Below are 16143 nucleotides of genomic sequence, written 5' to 3'. Positions count from 1 at the left end.
CATCGCGAAAAGAAGGGGCTGTCCCGCGCTGGCGGGACAGCCCCCTCTGGCTTCGATATGTGTGGAGTGGCTCGTTAGTAACCCTGGCCGTAACCCTGGCCCTGGCCTTGCTGGCCGAGCAGCTCCTCCAGGTACTGGCGCAGCTGCTCGTCGGTAATACCGCCGTTGCCGGTGTCAGTCGAACTGTCGTCCTGCTGCTGGTTCTGCAGCTCCTCGTCGGAGCCCAGCTCGACAGTGACCTTCTTCTCCTCCTTGCCGCGCATGAGCGTGATTTCGACCTTCTCGCCCACCTCGTGGCTGCGCAGCGCGATGATCAGGCCATCGGCGCTCGTAATCTCGTCGTCGCCCAGCTTGGTAATGACATCTCCCTCTTGGATGCCAGCCTTGGCGGCAGGACCGTCCTCGACGACACTTGCCACATACGCGCCGCTATCGGTGCTCAGCTTGTTAGTGCGGGCGTTGAGCGCGTTGACGCTCGAAAGCGTGGCGCCCAGATACGGATGAACCGGCGTCTTACCGTCAATGATCTGGTCGGCAATGTTCTTGGCGTAGTTAACGGGAATAGCAAAGCCCACGCCTGAGCTGGAACCCGAGTAGCTCTCGATGAGCGAGTTGATACCCACAAGCTCGCCGTTATCGTTAACGAGCGCGCCGCCGGAGTTGCCCGGGTTGATGGCGGCATCGGTCTGGATCATGTTGGCATAGATGGCGTTACCGTTGGTAGAGCTCATGGCCGTGGAGCGATACAGCGCCGACACGATACCCGTGGAGACAGACTGCTCGTTGCCGAACGGCGAGCCGATCGCCATGACCCACTCGCCCACGTTGAGCTTGGAAGAGTCGCCGATCTCGATCGGGGTGAGCTTGGAAGCATCGGCGTCCTTGAGCTTAATGACGGCGAGGTCGCTCGAGGCATCGTTGCCCACGAACTCGGCCTCGTAGGTGGTGCCGTCGTCCATAGTCACCACGTACTGGTCATAGCCATCGACCACGTGGTTGTTGGTGAGGATGTGGCCCTCGGTATCGAGTACTACGCCCGAACCGACGCTGCCCGAGCTGTCCGACTCGTCAGCAGACTGCGAAAGCGAGCCATTCTGGCTGCCGCTCGAAGTGGCGGTGATGGAAACAACGGAGGGCAGGGCCTTGGCAGAGACGGCCTCGGCCAATGTGGTGTCCTCGGAGTCGATCGTGATCTTTTGCGTCGATGAACCCGAAGCACCCGCCGTCACGGCATTCTTGCCGCCACCAATGTTGAGCGTGCCACTCATAATGAGCGCGATGACCAACAGAGCACCGCATGCGCAGCCGGCAAGCGCTGTAATAAAGATCGGCAGCTTTTTGGTCTTGGTCTTGACCACCGTGTGCTTGTTTACAACCTGCTGACCGCCCAGCGGCTGGCCGGTCTGTGTGTCGTAAGCCTGCACGTAGGGAATGTTGCTGCCGGCAGGCGTCGACTCCACCTGCACACGCGGCTGCTGCTGGGTCTCGCCAGCGTTGCCCACATCCTGGGGACGCTGGGAATCATTCTCGCTCATGGCTGCGATCCTTTCGTCAAATAACCAAAGGCCCGCCGAACTGCCGGCGGGCCATCGTTGTTCACGTTGAGTTGTACCCCAAGCTGGGCAGTCCCGAGCACTAGATGCCAAGATTTCAGCTTTGTTTAAGTAATACCTTGCTTATAGGCCAATTCGTTTTATGCCGTCATGTCTATTCGATATAGCAGTCGATAGCAAAACTATATGTTGAATCGTTAATAAAGTCTGTAATCGTCGCGCCCATACCCGATCCGCACGTCCACTTATCCTTCTCCGCATCGTATGGCGTTGGCCCCCACCCCGTTTCATATGATGCTTCGCTTTCTGTGAAGTAGTTCATCACATATTTATCTTTCTGCATGAGCGCATACCAAGCGTTTGCATACATCACAAGCGGATCGGTTTGAATTATCGAATATTTTCCTGACCGAATTGCAATGCTTTGCCCATCTTCAGAATATTCAACAACAATCTCAATCTTTGCCAACACCGGCAGTGAATCATCTGACTCCCTATGAACCGTCACCAAATTCTTAGTTGCCGCTCTTGTCAGGGACGCTGCACCGTCATTATTCCTGTTTATGCTGCCAACAGCCATTTTTCTATTTCCGGCACCCAAGACATCTTTACTTCGCGCCGAGGACACAATAACCCCAGCCTCATTCCGAACTATCATGTCGGTCACAAGCGTCAATCGTTTTTGCGCATTCGTAAGCTGCGCAGCGTTGGCCCCTCTCGCCCCAGCAAACATAACAGCTCCTGATGCCAAGACGAATAGCTGTCTTCTGTTGATCATTCCTCTCGCTCCTCACCGATTTAGTTAACTTTTTCCATATAGTAGGGATGCAAAGTTTCCTCTTCTAAATTGGCATCACTTGCGAAGAATAGAATCCATTTCTCTCCCGCCTTCAGCCCTGAAGCAGTTCCGGTATTAAAGTAACTACGGATATCAATCTCTTTCCGCCCTCCGCTTGACACGAGAGCCTCAAATTGTCCGTTATGAATATCCGACAGCGTCTGTACTTCAACTGAAATATGTTCGTCATCTTTTCCACCGACGACCGAGGGGCTCGGTTGATAGGCCGCGACAACCAATATCCCAAGAAATGCGCAAAGAAGCCCCAGCGTTTTACGTATGCGCTTTCTATCATCTTCGCCGTCACTCTCCACAATACGTCCCTTCATGCGATATATAAATCGTTGTGTCATATGGAAGAAAACGCAGCTGATTGAACCAACCATCCCAGACAACAAGCATATATTTCTTATCATTTGAATATGTATTATGCATAGCCACATATCCCGCAACAGCCATCGCATGAGCGTCATGGCTTGACCTGAGAGTCCCAGAAAAAATACTGAGATTTCCAGAATCTGCAGTTGCCCTGAAAGAATCCCAAGATGGATACCAAGCAAATGATGTCTCAAGCCTTTTCCCGCGCCTAGCACAGAACTCCTTAATAGCCGGGGCAGCATTTGGAGATGGAGTCCTTCCTTGGGTAAAGTAAAGGCCCGTAGCTTGATCGAATGACTTATTTGGATCGCCGGATGTTCCCGATAACTGCCAAAGCTCATGATATAAGTCTGGCAATTTGAGCCGGTTTAGCGTTACATAATGGCTGCTTACCGCAAACATCGCAGACACATCGCAAGCATAGGTCCCCGTTTCTTTAATAACCTCTGATTGTGTAGGCGTTATCATCCCTGAAATAGTTTTACTTGCGTCAATGACATATCCTTGTTTATACAGGTCTTTGGGCAATACGAAAACATCCTCGAACCTGCCTGGAGATCCGCTGCGGCTATTTCCCACAGAAAACACCGCTGTTGACCGGCATCCCTTTTCATCTAAAACAACGTTATTATCCAGATCTGCAATACCAAAAGACAGCTCGTCAAATTTCAAAGCAACGATGTCATCTTGGGATGCGAGAAGGGCTATTTCATCGCTTGTATTCTCAATGGGCATAGGGGCGTTCGGAGCCAAACAGTATTCGCTGATCCACCAAGATCGCTCTGAATCAAATACGACGTAGCCATAGTTAACGTCATCCCGCTTCGCGCGAACGATATACCCGATTGATTCCCCATCGGAATTCACCATTTTTACTGGGTCACAAGCGGTCACCGGCTCATCCGATACGTCATCAAAGAAAGCTTGCGCTTGCTCCACAGCTATTTGCGGTGTGACACGAACCAAGTCGTCGTCTCCAAAAACCAACCTTGGAGACATCAGGACGGCAAGCAATACTATGAATCCGACAATCACCTTTCTCGAATAACGCATTTCTTCCTCCATCCGTGCAGTAGGGAGATACGGTAACTAAATGATATTCGTGAGATAGTGCTATACGTTTGATATTGTTTTTACTGACACACTTTTAATCGGTAAAAGGTCTTCTTATCGCCCTAAACGAGAAAAGGGTACTGGAGAAATCTCCGGTACCCTCACATTGCCCTCTATTTACTTGCTAGTCCTTAAACAGATAGCCCACGCCGCGGACGGTGGTGATGTGTGCCGCGATCTGCGGGCCCACCTTGGAGCGGATGCGTCGGATGTGCACGTCGACGGTGCGCGTGCCGCCGCAGTACTCAAAGCCCCACACGCGGTGCAGCAGCACCTCGCGGCTGTAGGCACGGTTGGGATGCGTCGCCAAAAAGCTCAGCAGCGAGTACTCCATCAGCGTCAGGTCGATGGGCTCGTTATCGAGCGTCACCTGGTAGGTAGCCAGGTTGATCTCGAGGTTATCGATGTTGAGCACATCGTCGGCGGTAACGGTCTCCTCCTCGCCCATCAGGCGCTGCGCGCGAGCCTTGAGCTCGTTGGGCGTCGCCGTGGGGCATACAAAGTCGGCATGCGCGTGATTGGGCAGGCGCAGGGTACCGAGCGCCTCGTCGTCGACGATTACCAGCATGGGGACGCCGCCGCGGTCGTCGAGCCACTTGGCAATCTGATCGATGCGGTCGCTGCGGATGCCATCGGAATCGAGGATCAGCAGGTCAAAGTCGTGCGCCGCAGTTGGCGAATCAGGGGTTGCCAGGCTCACCTCGACACCCAGGGTAGTCGTCAAGCTGCGGGCAAACTCGTGGAAGCGCGTCGTGCGCGCCATGAACAGGGCACTCTTTTCGGACATATCGGCCTCCAAAGAAATGAGCTCAATCGTACTGGAACAAGCCAGCGTGATTAGGAGTTCGCCAGGTAGTGCTTGATCTCCCACTCGGTGATCGTAGACTCAAACTTATGCCACTCGGCGCGCTTCTTTTTGAGGAAGAAGCTGTGGATGTGCTCGCCGAGGGCATCCTTCATAAACTGCGAGTCCTCAAACACGTCGAGTGCCTCTTTGAGCGAGCGCGGCAGCGGCATGTAGCCGGCCTCGACCATCTGACGGTCGGTAAGCTTGAGCGTCTCGGCAGTTGCCTCGGGCGGGAGTTCCAGCTTGCGCTCGATGCCGTCCAGACCGGCCGCTAGCGTGACGGCGTTGACCAAGTACGGGTTGGCCATGGGGTCGGGGCTGCGAAGCTCGATGCGCGTGGACAGCTGCTTGCCGGGCTTGTAGACCGGGATGCGGACCATACTCGCGCGGTTGCGCAGGCCCCACGTGGCGTACTGCGGCACGGAGTCGCCACCCGTGGTGATGCGCTTATACGAGTTGACCGTGGGGTTAGTGATAGCGCTGATCTCGCGCGCGTGCGCCAGGATGCCGGCCATGTAGTGCTTGGCGATTTCGGAGAGGTGGTACTTCTCGTCGTCCTCGCCCCAAAAGACGTTGTTGCCGTCATGGTCGAACAGCGACTGGCACAGGAACATAGCACTGCCATCCTCACCCGCCAACGGCTTGGGCATAAAGGAGGCGTGGCAACCGCTCTCGTAGGCTTGCTGCTTAATGATGAGCTTGGCCGTGGTGATGGCGTCGGACATGCTTAAGGCCTCGGCGTGACGCAGGCTCATGCCGTGCTGCGAGCGGCCAGCGGCGTGGAAGGTGTACTCCACGGGCACGGACATCTTCTCGAGCGTGAGGACCGTGTTGCGGCGCAGGTCGCGGGCGGCGTCGCTCACCGAAAGATCGAAGTAGCCCACGTTGTCGAGCGGCTCGGGGGTGTGCTCGTCGGGGAAGTAGTAATACTCCAGCTCGGCGCCCACGTTGAGCAGATAGCCAGCTTTCTCGGCCTTGCGAAACATGCGGCGCAGGGCATCGCGCGGGTCGCCGGCAAACGGCTTGCGATCGGGAGTGCACACGTCACAGAACACGCGGGCGACGCCGTTGTGGCTCGGGCGCCACGGCAGGATCTGGAAGGTCGAAGCATCGGGGAACGCCAGCATGTCGGCTTCCTCGGGCGTGGCAAAGCCCTCGATGGCGGAGCCGTCAAAGCCGATACCCTCCTCAAAAGCGACCTCGAGGTCCTCGGGACTAATGGCAAAGTTCTTGAGGCGGCCGAGAATGTCGACAAACCACAGACGCACAAAGCGGATGTCACGCTGCTCTACAGAGCGGAGTACGTAATCGATGTTCTGCTGGTTCATGTCGCTCCCCTTTCTTTCGGGCGGGTTTCGACTGGTCTATATCGCAGATACTATCGCAGAAAAATGTTTCCGCAGGGTTAAAGCGTATCAAGCGCTCAAAAAACGTGTGCGAACAGGCAGTTGCGAACGAGTAGTTAGCGCGAGGTCGAAGCGCGGTGTTCGATGTGGCCGGGGACCTCGATGCGCTTGGGGGCGAGCTTTGCGGCGTCGCCCACCGTAGTGGTAACGACGTCGATGCGCTCGGACAGGCGCTCGACCACGCGCTCGGCAATGGTGAGGGTGTCCTGCGCGGCCGTGGTCACACCGCCAAAGAGCACGTGGTTCCAGGGATAGTCGTCAAACGTTGCGATCTTGAGACCCGCCGGCAACGAAGGTCCCAACTGTGCCAGCGCCTCGGTCAGGCGCAGGAAGACCAGACCGTTGACGGCAATGAGGCCGAGCTTTTTACCCGCATAGCCGCGGATGGTCTCGTCCAGGCGACTGACACCCTCGACGCCACCGTCGGCCAGGGTGACGACCTCGCCCGCAAGACCGCGGCGCGAAAGCTCGTCGGCAAACGCCTCGGCGCGTTCGCGACGCACGGGGCTGTCGTCGCTTGCCTCGGTGAGCAGGCACAGGCGCTCGCTGCCCGCAGAGGCCAAGGCGTCTACCAGGCCGGCGACCAGCTCACGGTTGTTGGAGGTCACCAGATCGACACCGCCGTCGGCAACATCGCGGTCGAGCAGCACGACGGGCAGGCGTCCCGCAGCCTCGGCGATCGCCTTGTCGTTGCCTCCGCAGGTATTGACGACCAGGCCGTCCACGCCGGCATCGATAAGTCTGGTGAGCGACTCTGCCTCCTTGGCGGGGTCGTTGCCGCTAATGGCCGTCATGAGCGAGCAGCCGCGCGCGGCGGCGCTGGCGGAAAGCCCTTCGAGCATGGCGCTGGAGAACGGGTTAGCAATGTCGGCCAAGATCACGCCGATGAGGTTGGTACGCGAGCTGCGCAGATTGCGCGCGGCGGCACGTGGACGATAGCCGGTGCGCTCGATAACTGCCGCGATGCGAGCACGGGTTTCCTCGGTCATCTGCCCGGGGCGGTTGTTGAGATAGCGCGAGACCGTGGCCGGGCTCACGCCCGCCTCGGCGGCAATGTCCTTGATTCTCATCTGCGCCATAGCGCACCCCGTTTCCCAATTGTCGGCAGTCTGAGCCATTTTAGGCATTTTTTTAAAAATCTCGCTTGCAAAACGCTGTAGGTGAGTATACTACAACTCGAAACGAAACCGATTTCGTAAACCGATTTCGGCAAGCGTTGGCACGGAGGTGCAAAGATGTACCCTACCGTCTTGGCACCTCCGTCCCAACGCCATATCAAAGGTGTACGCACGAGTAAGAAGGAGCTGCGCGACCATGGGTAAAACGGTTCTTACCTTCGGCGAGATCATGATGAGGCTCTCGCCCAAAGACCATCTGCGCATTGAGCAGGCGACCGAGTTTGATGTCCGCTACGGCGGCGCCGAAGCCAACACCGCGCTTTCCCTGGCCTACCAGGGTGACAAGGCAGCTTACGTCTCCGTTGTCCCGGCCAACCGTCTGGGCGAGTGCGCCCTGCGTTCGCTGAAGGTCTACGACGTCGATACCTCGCGCGTCGTGCGCCAGGGCGACCGTCTTGGCTCCTATGTGTTTGAGGTCGGCGCCTCGCAGCGCGGCAACGGCTGCGTCTACGACCGCAAGTACTCTGCCATCAACATGGCCAAGCGCGACGTCTTTGACTGGGACGAGATCCTCAAGGGTGTCGATGTCTTCTACTTCTCCGGCGTGACGCCCGCCGTCTCCGACGAGATGGCCGCCGCCTGCAAGGATGCCCTCACCGCCTGCCGCGCCAAAGGCATCGCCACCGTGTGCGACGTGAACTATCGCGGCAAGATGTGGTCGCCCGAGAAGTCGCAGGCCACCATGAAGGAACTCCTGCCGCTCGTTGACATCTGCATTGCCAACGACGAGGACGCTCCTGCCGGCCTCGGTATGACCTGCGTCTCCGGCTCCCTTGCCCACGGCATCGAGGAACGCGACACCTACGTCGAGATGGCCCGTCAGATCTGCGCCGAGTACGGTTGCAAGAAGGTCGCCTCGGTCGTCCGCAACATCTCCTGCGTCGAGCGCTCCATCTGGATGGGCATGCTCTATGACGCCGAGAGCGGCGAGCACTGGTTCTCCCCCGCCCACGACGTGCACGTGCTCGAGGGCGTTGCCGCCGGCGACGCTTTCAACGCCGGCCTCGTCCATGCCCTCATCAACGACTTTGCCCCGCAGGACGCCGTCAACTACGCGATTGCGGCCTCGATCCTCAAGCTCACCATCAAGGGCGATTCCAACCTGGTGACCGCAGACGAGATCGCAGCCGTGGCATCCGCCGCCGACGGTGGCACCCGCGTCGCGCGCTAAGCCGTCCCCATTCCGCGGGCCGCAGCTTTCCATACCCATACCTCTGCGACCCGCTCCCCGATTTCTCCGGTCGGACAAAACCACCAGTCCCATTCCGGTTTTGTCTGGCATTCCCTACACGACTGGTCGCGCAGCCGGTTTTGGAATTGCTTGTGACCCCAAGCAGTGCCTCCGATAACCAATCCAAAACCGGCTCATGACCAGCATATTTGGCAATCACGCGCCCGTGCGCGCCTCACATCGAAAGGAACACTATGTTCGATCAGTTCTACACCACGCTTGAGTCCCTGGGCATCGTGCCGGTCGTCGTGCTCGATAAGGTCGAGGACGCCGCACCGCTCGCCCACGCCCTTATGGCAGCTGGCATGAAGTCCGCCGAGGTCACCTTCCGCACCGCCTGCGCCGCCGAGTGCATCGCCGCCATGGCTGAGGCCGAGCCCGAGATGTGCGTCGGCGCCGGCACCGTCCTGACTGTCGAGCAGGTTGAGCAGGCCCGCGCCGCCGGTGCCAAGTTCATCGTCTCCCCGGGTTACAACGAGGACGTCGTGAAGCACTGCATCGACATCGACTTGCCCGTCCTTCCCGGCACCGTGACCCCCTCCGAGGTTACCGCCGCCGAGAACCTGGGGCTCAAGGTCACCAAGTTCTTCCCCGCGGCTCAGTATGGTGGCCTGAACACCATCAAGGCCCTCGCCGCTCCGTTTGTCGGCCATCGCTTTATGCCCACCGGCGGCGTGAGCACTGCCAACGTCGAGGAGTACCTGAGCTCCTCCGCCATCATCGCCTGCGGTGGCACCTGGATGGTCAAGCCCGCCCTGTTCGCCGACGGCGACTTCTCCAAGGTCGAACAGATCGCCCGCGAGGCCATGGACGTCGTCAAGAAGGTCCGCGGCTAGGTTTAGCTCTCTATCGTGAAAGGGGGCGTGCCCTAGACCTCGCCCCCTTTCTTTTAAAGCGGCTCGGAAGCGCGCCGTTTCCGTCACGAACAAGAACCGAAACCGTCTTGTATGCTGATAGAACGTGACGGAAGCGACACGCGCCCGAGCCGCTTTGCCTACTCGGCTGGCAGTCGCGCCCAGCTGAGCCACTTCGACAAAAGCCAAGCCACCAAAACAGCTGCGGCACCGTCTGGAGGAATGGACCCTTGCTTCCGGTCTTTTCCTCCAAGCGGCGCCGCAGCCTTTTCATGCCCCGATTGCACCCCCGCACTTGCGGTGAAATACGGACTGCTTACGCCGCCAAAGCCGCAAAACAGTCCCTATTTCACCGCAACTAATTAGGGGAACGGATTAGATGGCCGAGTCTTTGGACAGCTCAAAGTAGTCGGGATGCAAGGCGATAACCGGACCCTGCTCCTCGGGCATTAGATGCAAATGCGTCTCTGCCAGATAGCTCGCCGTGTCGGTATCGCCCTTCTTAATGGCCTCGAGAATCCGGCGATGCTGCCGACGAATCGGCTCCCAATCCAGATCCTGCGACACCATACGCAACCAGTTGTATCGCTCGAAATGCGTGTTGACGCTCTTCATCCAATCCCACAACATGTGGCGGCCGGCAATCTCAAAACACGTCTCATGGAACAGGTTGTCCAGATCGAAAAAGCGACGCGTTTCACGATGATCGAGTGACTCGGACTCGGCAAGAATCTGCTCGAGCCGATGCTTTTGCTCGGGCGTGGCGGCAGAGCAGCATTTAATGAGCACACTTCTCTCGAGTTTCTCGCGCAAGAAACAGGCGTTCTCGGCGCGCTCCATGCTGATTTTTGAGACATAGGTGCCGCTTTTGGGACGCGTTTCCACCAGCTCTTGCTCGCGCAGGCGCACAAAGGACTCGCGAATGGGCGTGCGCCCGATTCCCGTCTCCTTTTCCAGACCAATCGCCGAAAGGCGCGTGCCGGGCTTGAGCTCGGCATAGATGATCTTAGAGCGCAATGCGTTGTATGCCTGATCTTGCAGGCTCTGATAATGCTGGTGCTGTTCCATAAAGCCCTCGAATGAAGCCCACGGTTTGTCGAATCTCATCACGTAATACTATCGCATCCCCCATACCCTCAGTTGCGGTGAAATAAGGGCCGCTGGCACCCATGCACAACTTAGGCGGCTTTGACGTGACCAGACGTGACCACCGCTATCTCGGCGCTGATCTTAGGCAACGTCGCCGGCATCGCCAGTAAGTTGTTCACCCGGCACTTTGCGCGCGCCGCGTTTGAAAAGTAGCACTACGCGCGGGGCCAACGGGCAGCCCGTGCCCACTTGTCTCTCGAGCTTGCCCTCCTCGATCAGGACAATCGAGCCGTCCGCACAGCAGGGCGAATTCACCGTTTACCTTTTAAAAGTGAACGTTCACCTATTTTTCGGAGAATGGGAGGGTTTATTACCCTACTTCACATATACTGAGCTTGTACGAAAAGCAAGACTTATATAGATGAACGTTTCTTTTGGAAGGATTGCTATGTCTGATCTTATGGACAGCTTCCGCCTGGACGGCAAGGTCGCGCTCGTGACCGGCGCCACCTATGGCATCGGCATGGCCATTGCCGAGGCGCTCGGAGAGGCAGGCGCCAAGATTGCCTTTAACGCCCGTCACGCCGACAAGGTTGCCGAAGCCGAGAAGCACTACCGCGAGCTGGGCTTTGATGCTCACGGCTATGTTGCCGACGTCACCGATGAGGCCGCCGTCGCCGAGCTCATCGCCAAGATCGAGGCCGATTTTGGCACCACGCCCGACATCCTGGTCAACAACGCCGGCGTCATCCAGCGCACCCCGATGCTCGACATGAGCGCCGAGGACTTCCGTCGCGTCGTCGACATCGACCTCAATGCCCCGTTTATCGTGTCCAAGGCCTGCCTGCCGGGCATGATCGCCAAGGGTCACGGCAAGATCATCAACATCTGCTCCATGATGAGCGAGCTCGGCCGCGAGACCATCGCCGGCTATGCCGCCGCCAAGGGCGGACTCAAGATGCTCACCAAGAACATCTGCTCCGAGTTTGGCGAGGCCAACATCCAGTGCAACGGCATTGGGCCGGGCTACATCGCTACCCCGCAGACCGCACCGCTGCGCGAGACGCAACCCGATGGCAGCCGTCATCCGTTTGACCAGTTCATCATTGCCAAGACGCCGGCCGCCCGTTGGGGCACGCCCGAGGACCTGAAGGGCCCCGCCGTGTTCTTGGCTTCCGATGCATCGAACTTCGTCAACGGGCACATTCTGTACGTGGACGGCGGCATCCTCGCCTACATCGGCAAACAGCCGCAATAGGGCATTCGGGCGAGGCGGTGGACGATAAGGTCTGCTGCTCAAACAGTCCTGCTCGCACGGAAAGCACATTAAGTGCTTTCCGGCTCGTGCGGAACTCGCGACAGACCTTATCGTCCACCGCCCGCAAAACCAACTTCGGGTTGGATTAGCCGCCGCCCGCGAGCAGAAACAAAAAAAGAAAACAATTGGTAGAAAGGTTGACTCAAATGAAGATCGCTCTGATTAATGAGAATTCTCAGAACTCCAAGAACCCTATGATCGAGGCTGCCCTTAAGAAGGTTGTCGAGCCCATGGGCCACACTGTCTTTAACTATGGCATGTATGCCGACGCCGACTCCAAGCCCCTCACCTACGTGCAGAACGGCATTCTTGCCGCCGTGCTGCTCAACTCCGGCGCTGCCGACTACGTCGTGACCGGATGCGGCACCGGCGAGGGCGCCATGCTCGCCTGCAACTCCTTCCCCGGCGTGCTGTGCGGCCACGTTGCCGACCCGCTGGATGCCTACACCTTTGCCCAGGTCAACGATGGCAATGCCGTCGCCATGCCCTTCGCCCTCAAGAACGGCTGGGGCCAGGAGCTCAACCTCGAGTACACCTTCGAGAAGCTCTTTGGCTTTGGTTCGGGTAACGGCTACCCCGCCGAGCGCGTTGAGCCCGAGCAGCGCAACAAGAAGATCCTCGATGGCGTGCGCGCTGTGACCATGCGTCCGCTCGTCGACGTCCTGGGCGAGATCGATCAGGATCTGGTGAAGGGCGCCCTCGCTGGTGAGCACTTCCAGGAGTACTTCTTTGCCAACGCCACCGACGAGGCCATCATCGCCAAGGTCAAGGAGATCTTGAGCCTGTAATAAGGCCCACGGGGCGCACCGACCCCCAACAAACCGCCAGACAAAAGGCGCCGCGACGATCCATGTGTCGCGGCGCCTTTTTTGATTGGCTATCGCTTGAGTCACCGCAAGGCGGCCGCTCCCCTATTTGCCAAGAGCCTACAGCTCGCAGGCGACCTTGTAGCCGTCGCCGATGGCATCACGGATGTTGCCGCACTTCTGGGCATCGCCCAGCACGTGGGTGGCAACGCCGGCAGCGGCAAGGTCATCGGCCAGCTTGGTATTGGGGCGGTAGCCCATGGCAAGCACCAGCGTATCGGCATCGGCGATGGTGTGGACCTCGCCGTCCTTCTCGTAGCTGATAGCGTCCTCGGTAATCTCGGTCACCTTGGCCTCGGTCAGCACGTGAACACCCTTGGAGAGCATGCGCGTGATGAGCACCGCGCGGCCGGCGCCGCCCTCGTTGGCGGCGAGCGTCTTGGTCATCTCGATGACGGTGACATCGCGGTTGGCCGGCGACAGGTCGTTGACCAACGGGGCCAGGTAATCGGCCGTCTCGCAACCAACGGTGCCGCCGCCCACAATGACGATCTTCTTGCCCGGGAAAGCCTTGCCACCCAGCAGGTCGTCAGCCGTCATGACCTGCTTAAAGCCCTGCATAAAGGCCGGGGCGATGGGTTCGGCGCCATAAGCCAGGACAACCTCGTAGCCCGCGTAGTCGCGCTGGATGTCCTCGGCCGAAAGCTCGGTACCAAAGACGCACGTGACGCCGGCCTCGGCCAGGCGACGGTACTGATACTTGATCACGCGCGTGAGCTCCTGCTTTGCCGGCGGAACGGCCGCAATGCGCATCTCGCCGCCCGGCTCGTCCTGCTTATCCACGAGCACCACGTTATGGCCGCGCTTGGCGGCAATGTAGGCTGCCTCCATGCCTGCGGGACCGGCACCCACAACGAGCACGTTCTTTGCCTCGGCGGCAGGCTCATAGCCGGCCTCGTCGCGCTCCACGTCCGGGTTGACGGTGCAGGAGATGCGCTTGCCGAACATGATGCCGTTCAGGCAGCGCAGGCAACCGATGCAGGGGCGGATGTCGTCGGCGTTGCCGGCAGCAGCCTTGTTGCAGAACTCGGCATCGCACAGATTGGCGCGGCCCATCATGCAAATGTCGGCAGCGCCGTCCTCGATCAGCTCCTCGGCGATCCATGCCTCGTTAATGCGGCCGACCGTGGCAACGGGAATGTTGACGTGCTTCTTGATCTCGCGCGAGCAGGCGGCGTGCGAGGCCTGCTGCGTGCCGGCGGCGGGAATGGCGGAGCCGCGCTTGATGGTAGTGCCGCCCGACACGTGGATCATGTCGACGCCGGCCTTCTCCAAGCGACGCGAGACATAGATCATGTCGTTGAGGGTCAGGCCGCCATCGGTGTACTCGTCGCCCGAGATACGGACGTCGATGATAAAGTCCTTGCCGCAGCGCTCGCGAATCTCGGCGATGACCTCGAGCAGGAAGCGCATGCGGGCGTCGAGCGAGCCGCCGTACTCGTCGGTGCGCTTGTTATAGAGCGGGGTCAAAAAGCCGCCGAGCATGCCGTGGGCGTGTGCCGCATGGACCTCGACGCCGTCGACACCGGCCTTCTGCATGCGCACGGCAGCGTCGCCAAACTGATGCGTGAGCTCGTGGATCTCATCGACCGTGATGGGGCGCGGCGCCTCGCGGGCATAGGACGGGCCCACAAAGGACGGAGCGATCAGGCGCGGCGTGCCCGGAATGTTAAAGGCCATGTAGGCGGGATGGAAGAGCTGCGGCATGATCTTGCAGCCATACTCGTGGACGGCCGCGGCGAGCTTTTCCCAGCCAGGGATAAACGTGTCGTCGTAGCAGCACATGTCACCCGGTAGATAGGTATAGGTGGGCTCGACCGTCACGACCTCGGTGATGATCAGGCCAACGCCGCCCTTGGCACGGGCACGGTAATGATCGACCAAGTCGTCGGTCACATAGCCATGATCGGCCAGGTTCGTGGACACCGGCGGCATAAAGACGCGGTTCTTGACCTCGGTCGTACCGACCTTGATCGGGCTAAAGAGCATCGGGTAGGCGGAAGACTCCATACAGGGTTCCTTTCGTTTGAGCCGCTCGGCGGCAGTTGCTAACGTACTTATCGTATCAGCAACTGCGCTGTACCCGACCGTACACGCTCCCCCGGCTTTTACTCAGCCCACAAAAAGTTGCGGTGGAATACGGAGTAGATAAGGCCTTTGACAGCCAAAACAGTCCGTATTCCACCGCAACTGATGGGCGGGGTGGAGTTAGAGGCCCAGATAGCTGGTCATGCCTTCGACGGCGAGCTTGGCGCCGGCTACGGCATGGACCACGGTGAGCGGGCCGTTGACCACGTCACCGGCGGCAAAGACGCCCGGCACGGTGGTCATGCCGCACTCATCGACCGAAAGAAGACCGCGATGGTCGGTCTCCAGACCGCCCGTCGTAAGCACCAGCTTGTCCTTAGGCACTTGCGAGGCCGCAATCACAACCGTGTCGGCGGGCACATGGTCAAGTTCTTCCTCGTAGCCCACCACGTTGTCGTCCTCGTCAAAGATAGCCGTCTCGAAAACCGGACCGTTATCGTCGATGGCGCAGATCGCCTTGCCGCGCACGATCTCGGCACCGTCAAGCTCGGTCAGCTCCACCTCGTCATCGATGGCCGAGATATGGCGCGATCGGGCATACACGGTAACCTTGCGAGCGCCCGAGCGCAGAGCCGTGCGGGCAACATCCATGGCCACGTTGCCGGCGCCGATAACCGCCACGTTCTGACCGATCGCCACGCTCGTGGGATCGACCAGGTAATCGATACCAAACAGTACGTTACCGCGCGACTCGCCGGGAATACCCAGCTTGCGGGCGCGCCAGGTACCGGTACCGACAAAGACCGCATCGTAGCCGTCGCGCAACAGGTCGTCGATATGCAGCGCGCCGCCAATGGTGGTCGAGGGACGGACGCGTACGCCAAGCGAGCACATCACGTGACGGTACTTTTGCACGAGAGCACGGGGCAGGCGAAACTCGGGGATGCCGTACTCCAGCACGCCGCCGATCTCGGGGCGTTGCTCAAACACCGTGACGGCACAGCCCAGCTGGGCCATCTTAATGGCCACGGTAATGCCGGCAGGACCGGAACCGACCACGGCAACCTGCTTGCCGCACGACGGCGCGGGCTTCCACTCCTTACGGTCCAAATATGCCGTCGAGATATAGTTCTCGATACTCGAAAAATGCACCGGTGCGCCCTTGCGGCCCTGAATGCACGCGCCCTCGCACTGGCCCGAATGGTTGCAGATCATGGAGCAGACCGCGCTCATGGGGTTGTTCTGGAACAGCAGCTCACCTGCCTCTTCCAGACGACGCTGCTTAAACAGGTCGATGATCTGCGGGATAGGCGTCTGAACCGGACAGCCTTTAAGCTGACAGAACGCCTTTTTGCACCCAAGGCAACGGTTCGCTTCCTCAACAATATGAATAGCCATCGGTACCCCTCTTTGACCTCTACGGCAATCTCTTTCGCCCAGCCTG

At 59.1% G+C, this 16143-nt stretch carries 14 protein-coding genes; 4 read left to right on the top strand and 10 right to left on the bottom strand.

Translation table 11 applies throughout. The features are described from left to right. Positions 1-74 precede the first annotated feature (74 nt). From GT571_RS04205 to GT571_RS04175, 7 genes are all read right to left on the bottom strand, one after another. On the bottom strand, positions 75-1535 hold the full coding sequence (locus GT571_RS04205) for a S1C family serine protease (RefSeq protein ID WP_161155676.1): 1461 nt from the start codon (positions 1533-1535) through the stop codon (positions 75-77). A gap of 172 nt (positions 1536-1707) precedes the next feature. Then, on the bottom strand, positions 1708-2331 hold the full coding sequence (locus tag GT571_RS04200; RefSeq protein ID WP_089573198.1) for a hypothetical protein: 624 nt from the start codon (positions 2329-2331) through the stop codon (positions 1708-1710). A gap of 20 nt (positions 2332-2351) precedes the next feature. Then, complete coding sequence (locus GT571_RS04195; protein WP_117855322.1) at positions 2352-2705, bottom strand: hypothetical protein; 354 nt, start codon at positions 2703-2705, stop codon at positions 2352-2354. After that, complete coding sequence (locus tag GT571_RS04190; protein ID WP_161155674.1) at positions 2695-3822, bottom strand: hypothetical protein; 1128 nt, start codon at positions 3820-3822, stop codon at positions 2695-2697. Before GT571_RS04190 ends, GT571_RS04195 begins: the two co-directional genes overlap by 11 nt. Positions 3823-4006: 184 nt before the next feature. Next, the gene (locus GT571_RS04185) at positions 4007-4669 is read right to left on the bottom strand and encodes a response regulator transcription factor (RefSeq protein WP_006234733.1); all 663 of its coding nucleotides are present in this window, start codon (positions 4667-4669) and stop codon (positions 4007-4009) included. A gap of 50 nt (positions 4670-4719) precedes the next feature. After that, entirely contained in the window at positions 4720-6057 is a 1338-nt protein-coding gene (locus tag GT571_RS04180; RefSeq protein WP_161155672.1) for a glutamine synthetase family protein, read from the bottom strand. A 134-nt stretch (positions 6058-6191) separates the two neighbouring features. Next, entirely contained in the window at positions 6192-7214 is a 1023-nt protein-coding gene (locus GT571_RS04175) for a LacI family DNA-binding transcriptional regulator (RefSeq protein WP_158569849.1), read from the bottom strand. 235 nt (positions 7215-7449) lie between these two features. Here GT571_RS04175 and GT571_RS04170 point away from each other — a divergent pair, with 235 nt between their 5' ends. After that, positions 7450-8484 carry a sugar kinase gene (locus tag GT571_RS04170; protein WP_161155670.1) on the top strand — a complete coding sequence of 345 codons (1035 nt, stop codon included), beginning with the start codon at positions 7450-7452 and terminating at the stop codon, positions 8482-8484. 254 nt (positions 8485-8738) lie between these two features. Then, positions 8739-9380: a bifunctional 4-hydroxy-2-oxoglutarate aldolase/2-dehydro-3-deoxy-phosphogluconate aldolase gene (gene eda / locus GT571_RS04165; RefSeq protein ID WP_089573205.1), complete on the top strand. Its 642-nt coding sequence runs from the start codon at positions 8739-8741 to the stop codon at positions 9378-9380. 393 nt (positions 9381-9773) lie between these two features. On the opposite strand, the gene GT571_RS04160 is transcribed toward eda, so the two are convergent. Further along, positions 9774-10466 (bottom strand): GntR family transcriptional regulator, encoded by a 693-nt coding sequence (locus GT571_RS04160; RefSeq protein WP_204987196.1) that lies wholly within the window; start codon positions 10464-10466, stop codon positions 9774-9776. 469 nt (positions 10467-10935) lie between these two features. Between GT571_RS04160 and GT571_RS04150 the strand changes: the two genes are divergently transcribed. After that, entirely contained in the window at positions 10936-11745 is an 810-nt protein-coding gene (locus tag GT571_RS04150; RefSeq protein ID WP_055252267.1) for a gluconate 5-dehydrogenase, read from the top strand. Positions 11746-11951: 206 nt separating this feature from the next. Continuing rightward, positions 11952-12593 (top strand): RpiB/LacA/LacB family sugar-phosphate isomerase, encoded by a 642-nt coding sequence (locus GT571_RS04145; RefSeq protein ID WP_161155664.1) that lies wholly within the window; start codon positions 11952-11954, stop codon positions 12591-12593. A gap of 138 nt (positions 12594-12731) precedes the next feature. Here GT571_RS04145 and GT571_RS04140 read toward each other — a convergent pair whose 3' ends face one another. Next, positions 12732-14681 carry an NAD(P)/FAD-dependent oxidoreductase gene (locus GT571_RS04140; RefSeq protein WP_161155662.1) on the bottom strand — a complete coding sequence of 650 codons (1950 nt, stop codon included), beginning with the start codon at positions 14679-14681 and terminating at the stop codon, positions 12732-12734. A gap of 198 nt (positions 14682-14879) precedes the next feature. After that, a complete protein-coding gene (locus GT571_RS04135; RefSeq protein WP_161155660.1) occupies positions 14880-16097 on the bottom strand; it encodes an FAD-dependent oxidoreductase in 1218 nt (405 codons plus the stop codon). Between the last annotated feature and the right edge of the window lie 46 nt (positions 16098-16143).

Source organism: Collinsella aerofaciens (assembly GCF_009876115.1).
Taxonomy (GTDB): Bacteria; Actinomycetota; Coriobacteriia; order Coriobacteriales; family Coriobacteriaceae; genus Collinsella; species Collinsella aerofaciens_N.
Note: the sequence above shows the minus strand (reverse complement) of the source record. Positions and strands in the feature narration are given on the sequence as shown.

What these genes read in the sequence shown, in the direction of transcription:
- GT571_RS04205 (WP_161155676.1), bottom strand. Translation starts at nt 1,535, where the DNA reads ATGAGCGAGAATGATTCCCAGCGTCCCCAGGATGTGGGCAACGCTGGC.
- GT571_RS04200 (WP_089573198.1), bottom strand. Translation starts at nt 2,331, where the DNA reads ATGATCAACAGAAGACAGCTATTCGTCTTGGCATCAGGAGCTGTTATG.
- GT571_RS04190 (WP_161155674.1), bottom strand. Translation starts at nt 3,822, where the DNA reads ATGCGTTATTCGAGAAAGGTGATTGTCGGATTCATAGTATTGCTTGCC.
- GT571_RS04185 (WP_006234733.1), bottom strand. Translation starts at nt 4,669, where the DNA reads ATGTCCGAAAAGAGTGCCCTGTTCATGGCGCGCACGACGCGCTTCCAC.
- GT571_RS04180 (WP_161155672.1), bottom strand. Translation starts at nt 6,057, where the DNA reads ATGAACCAGCAGAACATCGATTACGTACTCCGCTCTGTAGAGCAGCGT.
- GT571_RS04175 (WP_158569849.1), bottom strand. Translation starts at nt 7,214, where the DNA reads ATGGCGCAGATGAGAATCAAGGACATTGCCGCCGAGGCGGGCGTGAGC.
- GT571_RS04170 (WP_161155670.1), top strand. Translation starts at nt 7,450, where the DNA reads ATGGGTAAAACGGTTCTTACCTTCGGCGAGATCATGATGAGGCTCTCG.
- eda (WP_089573205.1), top strand. Translation starts at nt 8,739, where the DNA reads ATGTTCGATCAGTTCTACACCACGCTTGAGTCCCTGGGCATCGTGCCG.
- GT571_RS04160 (WP_204987196.1), bottom strand. Translation starts at nt 10,466, where the DNA reads ATGGAACAGCACCAGCATTATCAGAGCCTGCAAGATCAGGCATACAAC.
- GT571_RS04150 (WP_055252267.1), top strand. Translation starts at nt 10,936, where the DNA reads ATGTCTGATCTTATGGACAGCTTCCGCCTGGACGGCAAGGTCGCGCTC.
- GT571_RS04145 (WP_161155664.1), top strand. Translation starts at nt 11,952, where the DNA reads ATGAAGATCGCTCTGATTAATGAGAATTCTCAGAACTCCAAGAACCCT.
- GT571_RS04140 (WP_161155662.1), bottom strand. Translation starts at nt 14,681, where the DNA reads ATGGAGTCTTCCGCCTACCCGATGCTCTTTAGCCCGATCAAGGTCGGT.
- GT571_RS04135 (WP_161155660.1), bottom strand. Translation starts at nt 16,097, where the DNA reads ATGGCTATTCATATTGTTGAGGAAGCGAACCGTTGCCTTGGGTGCAAA.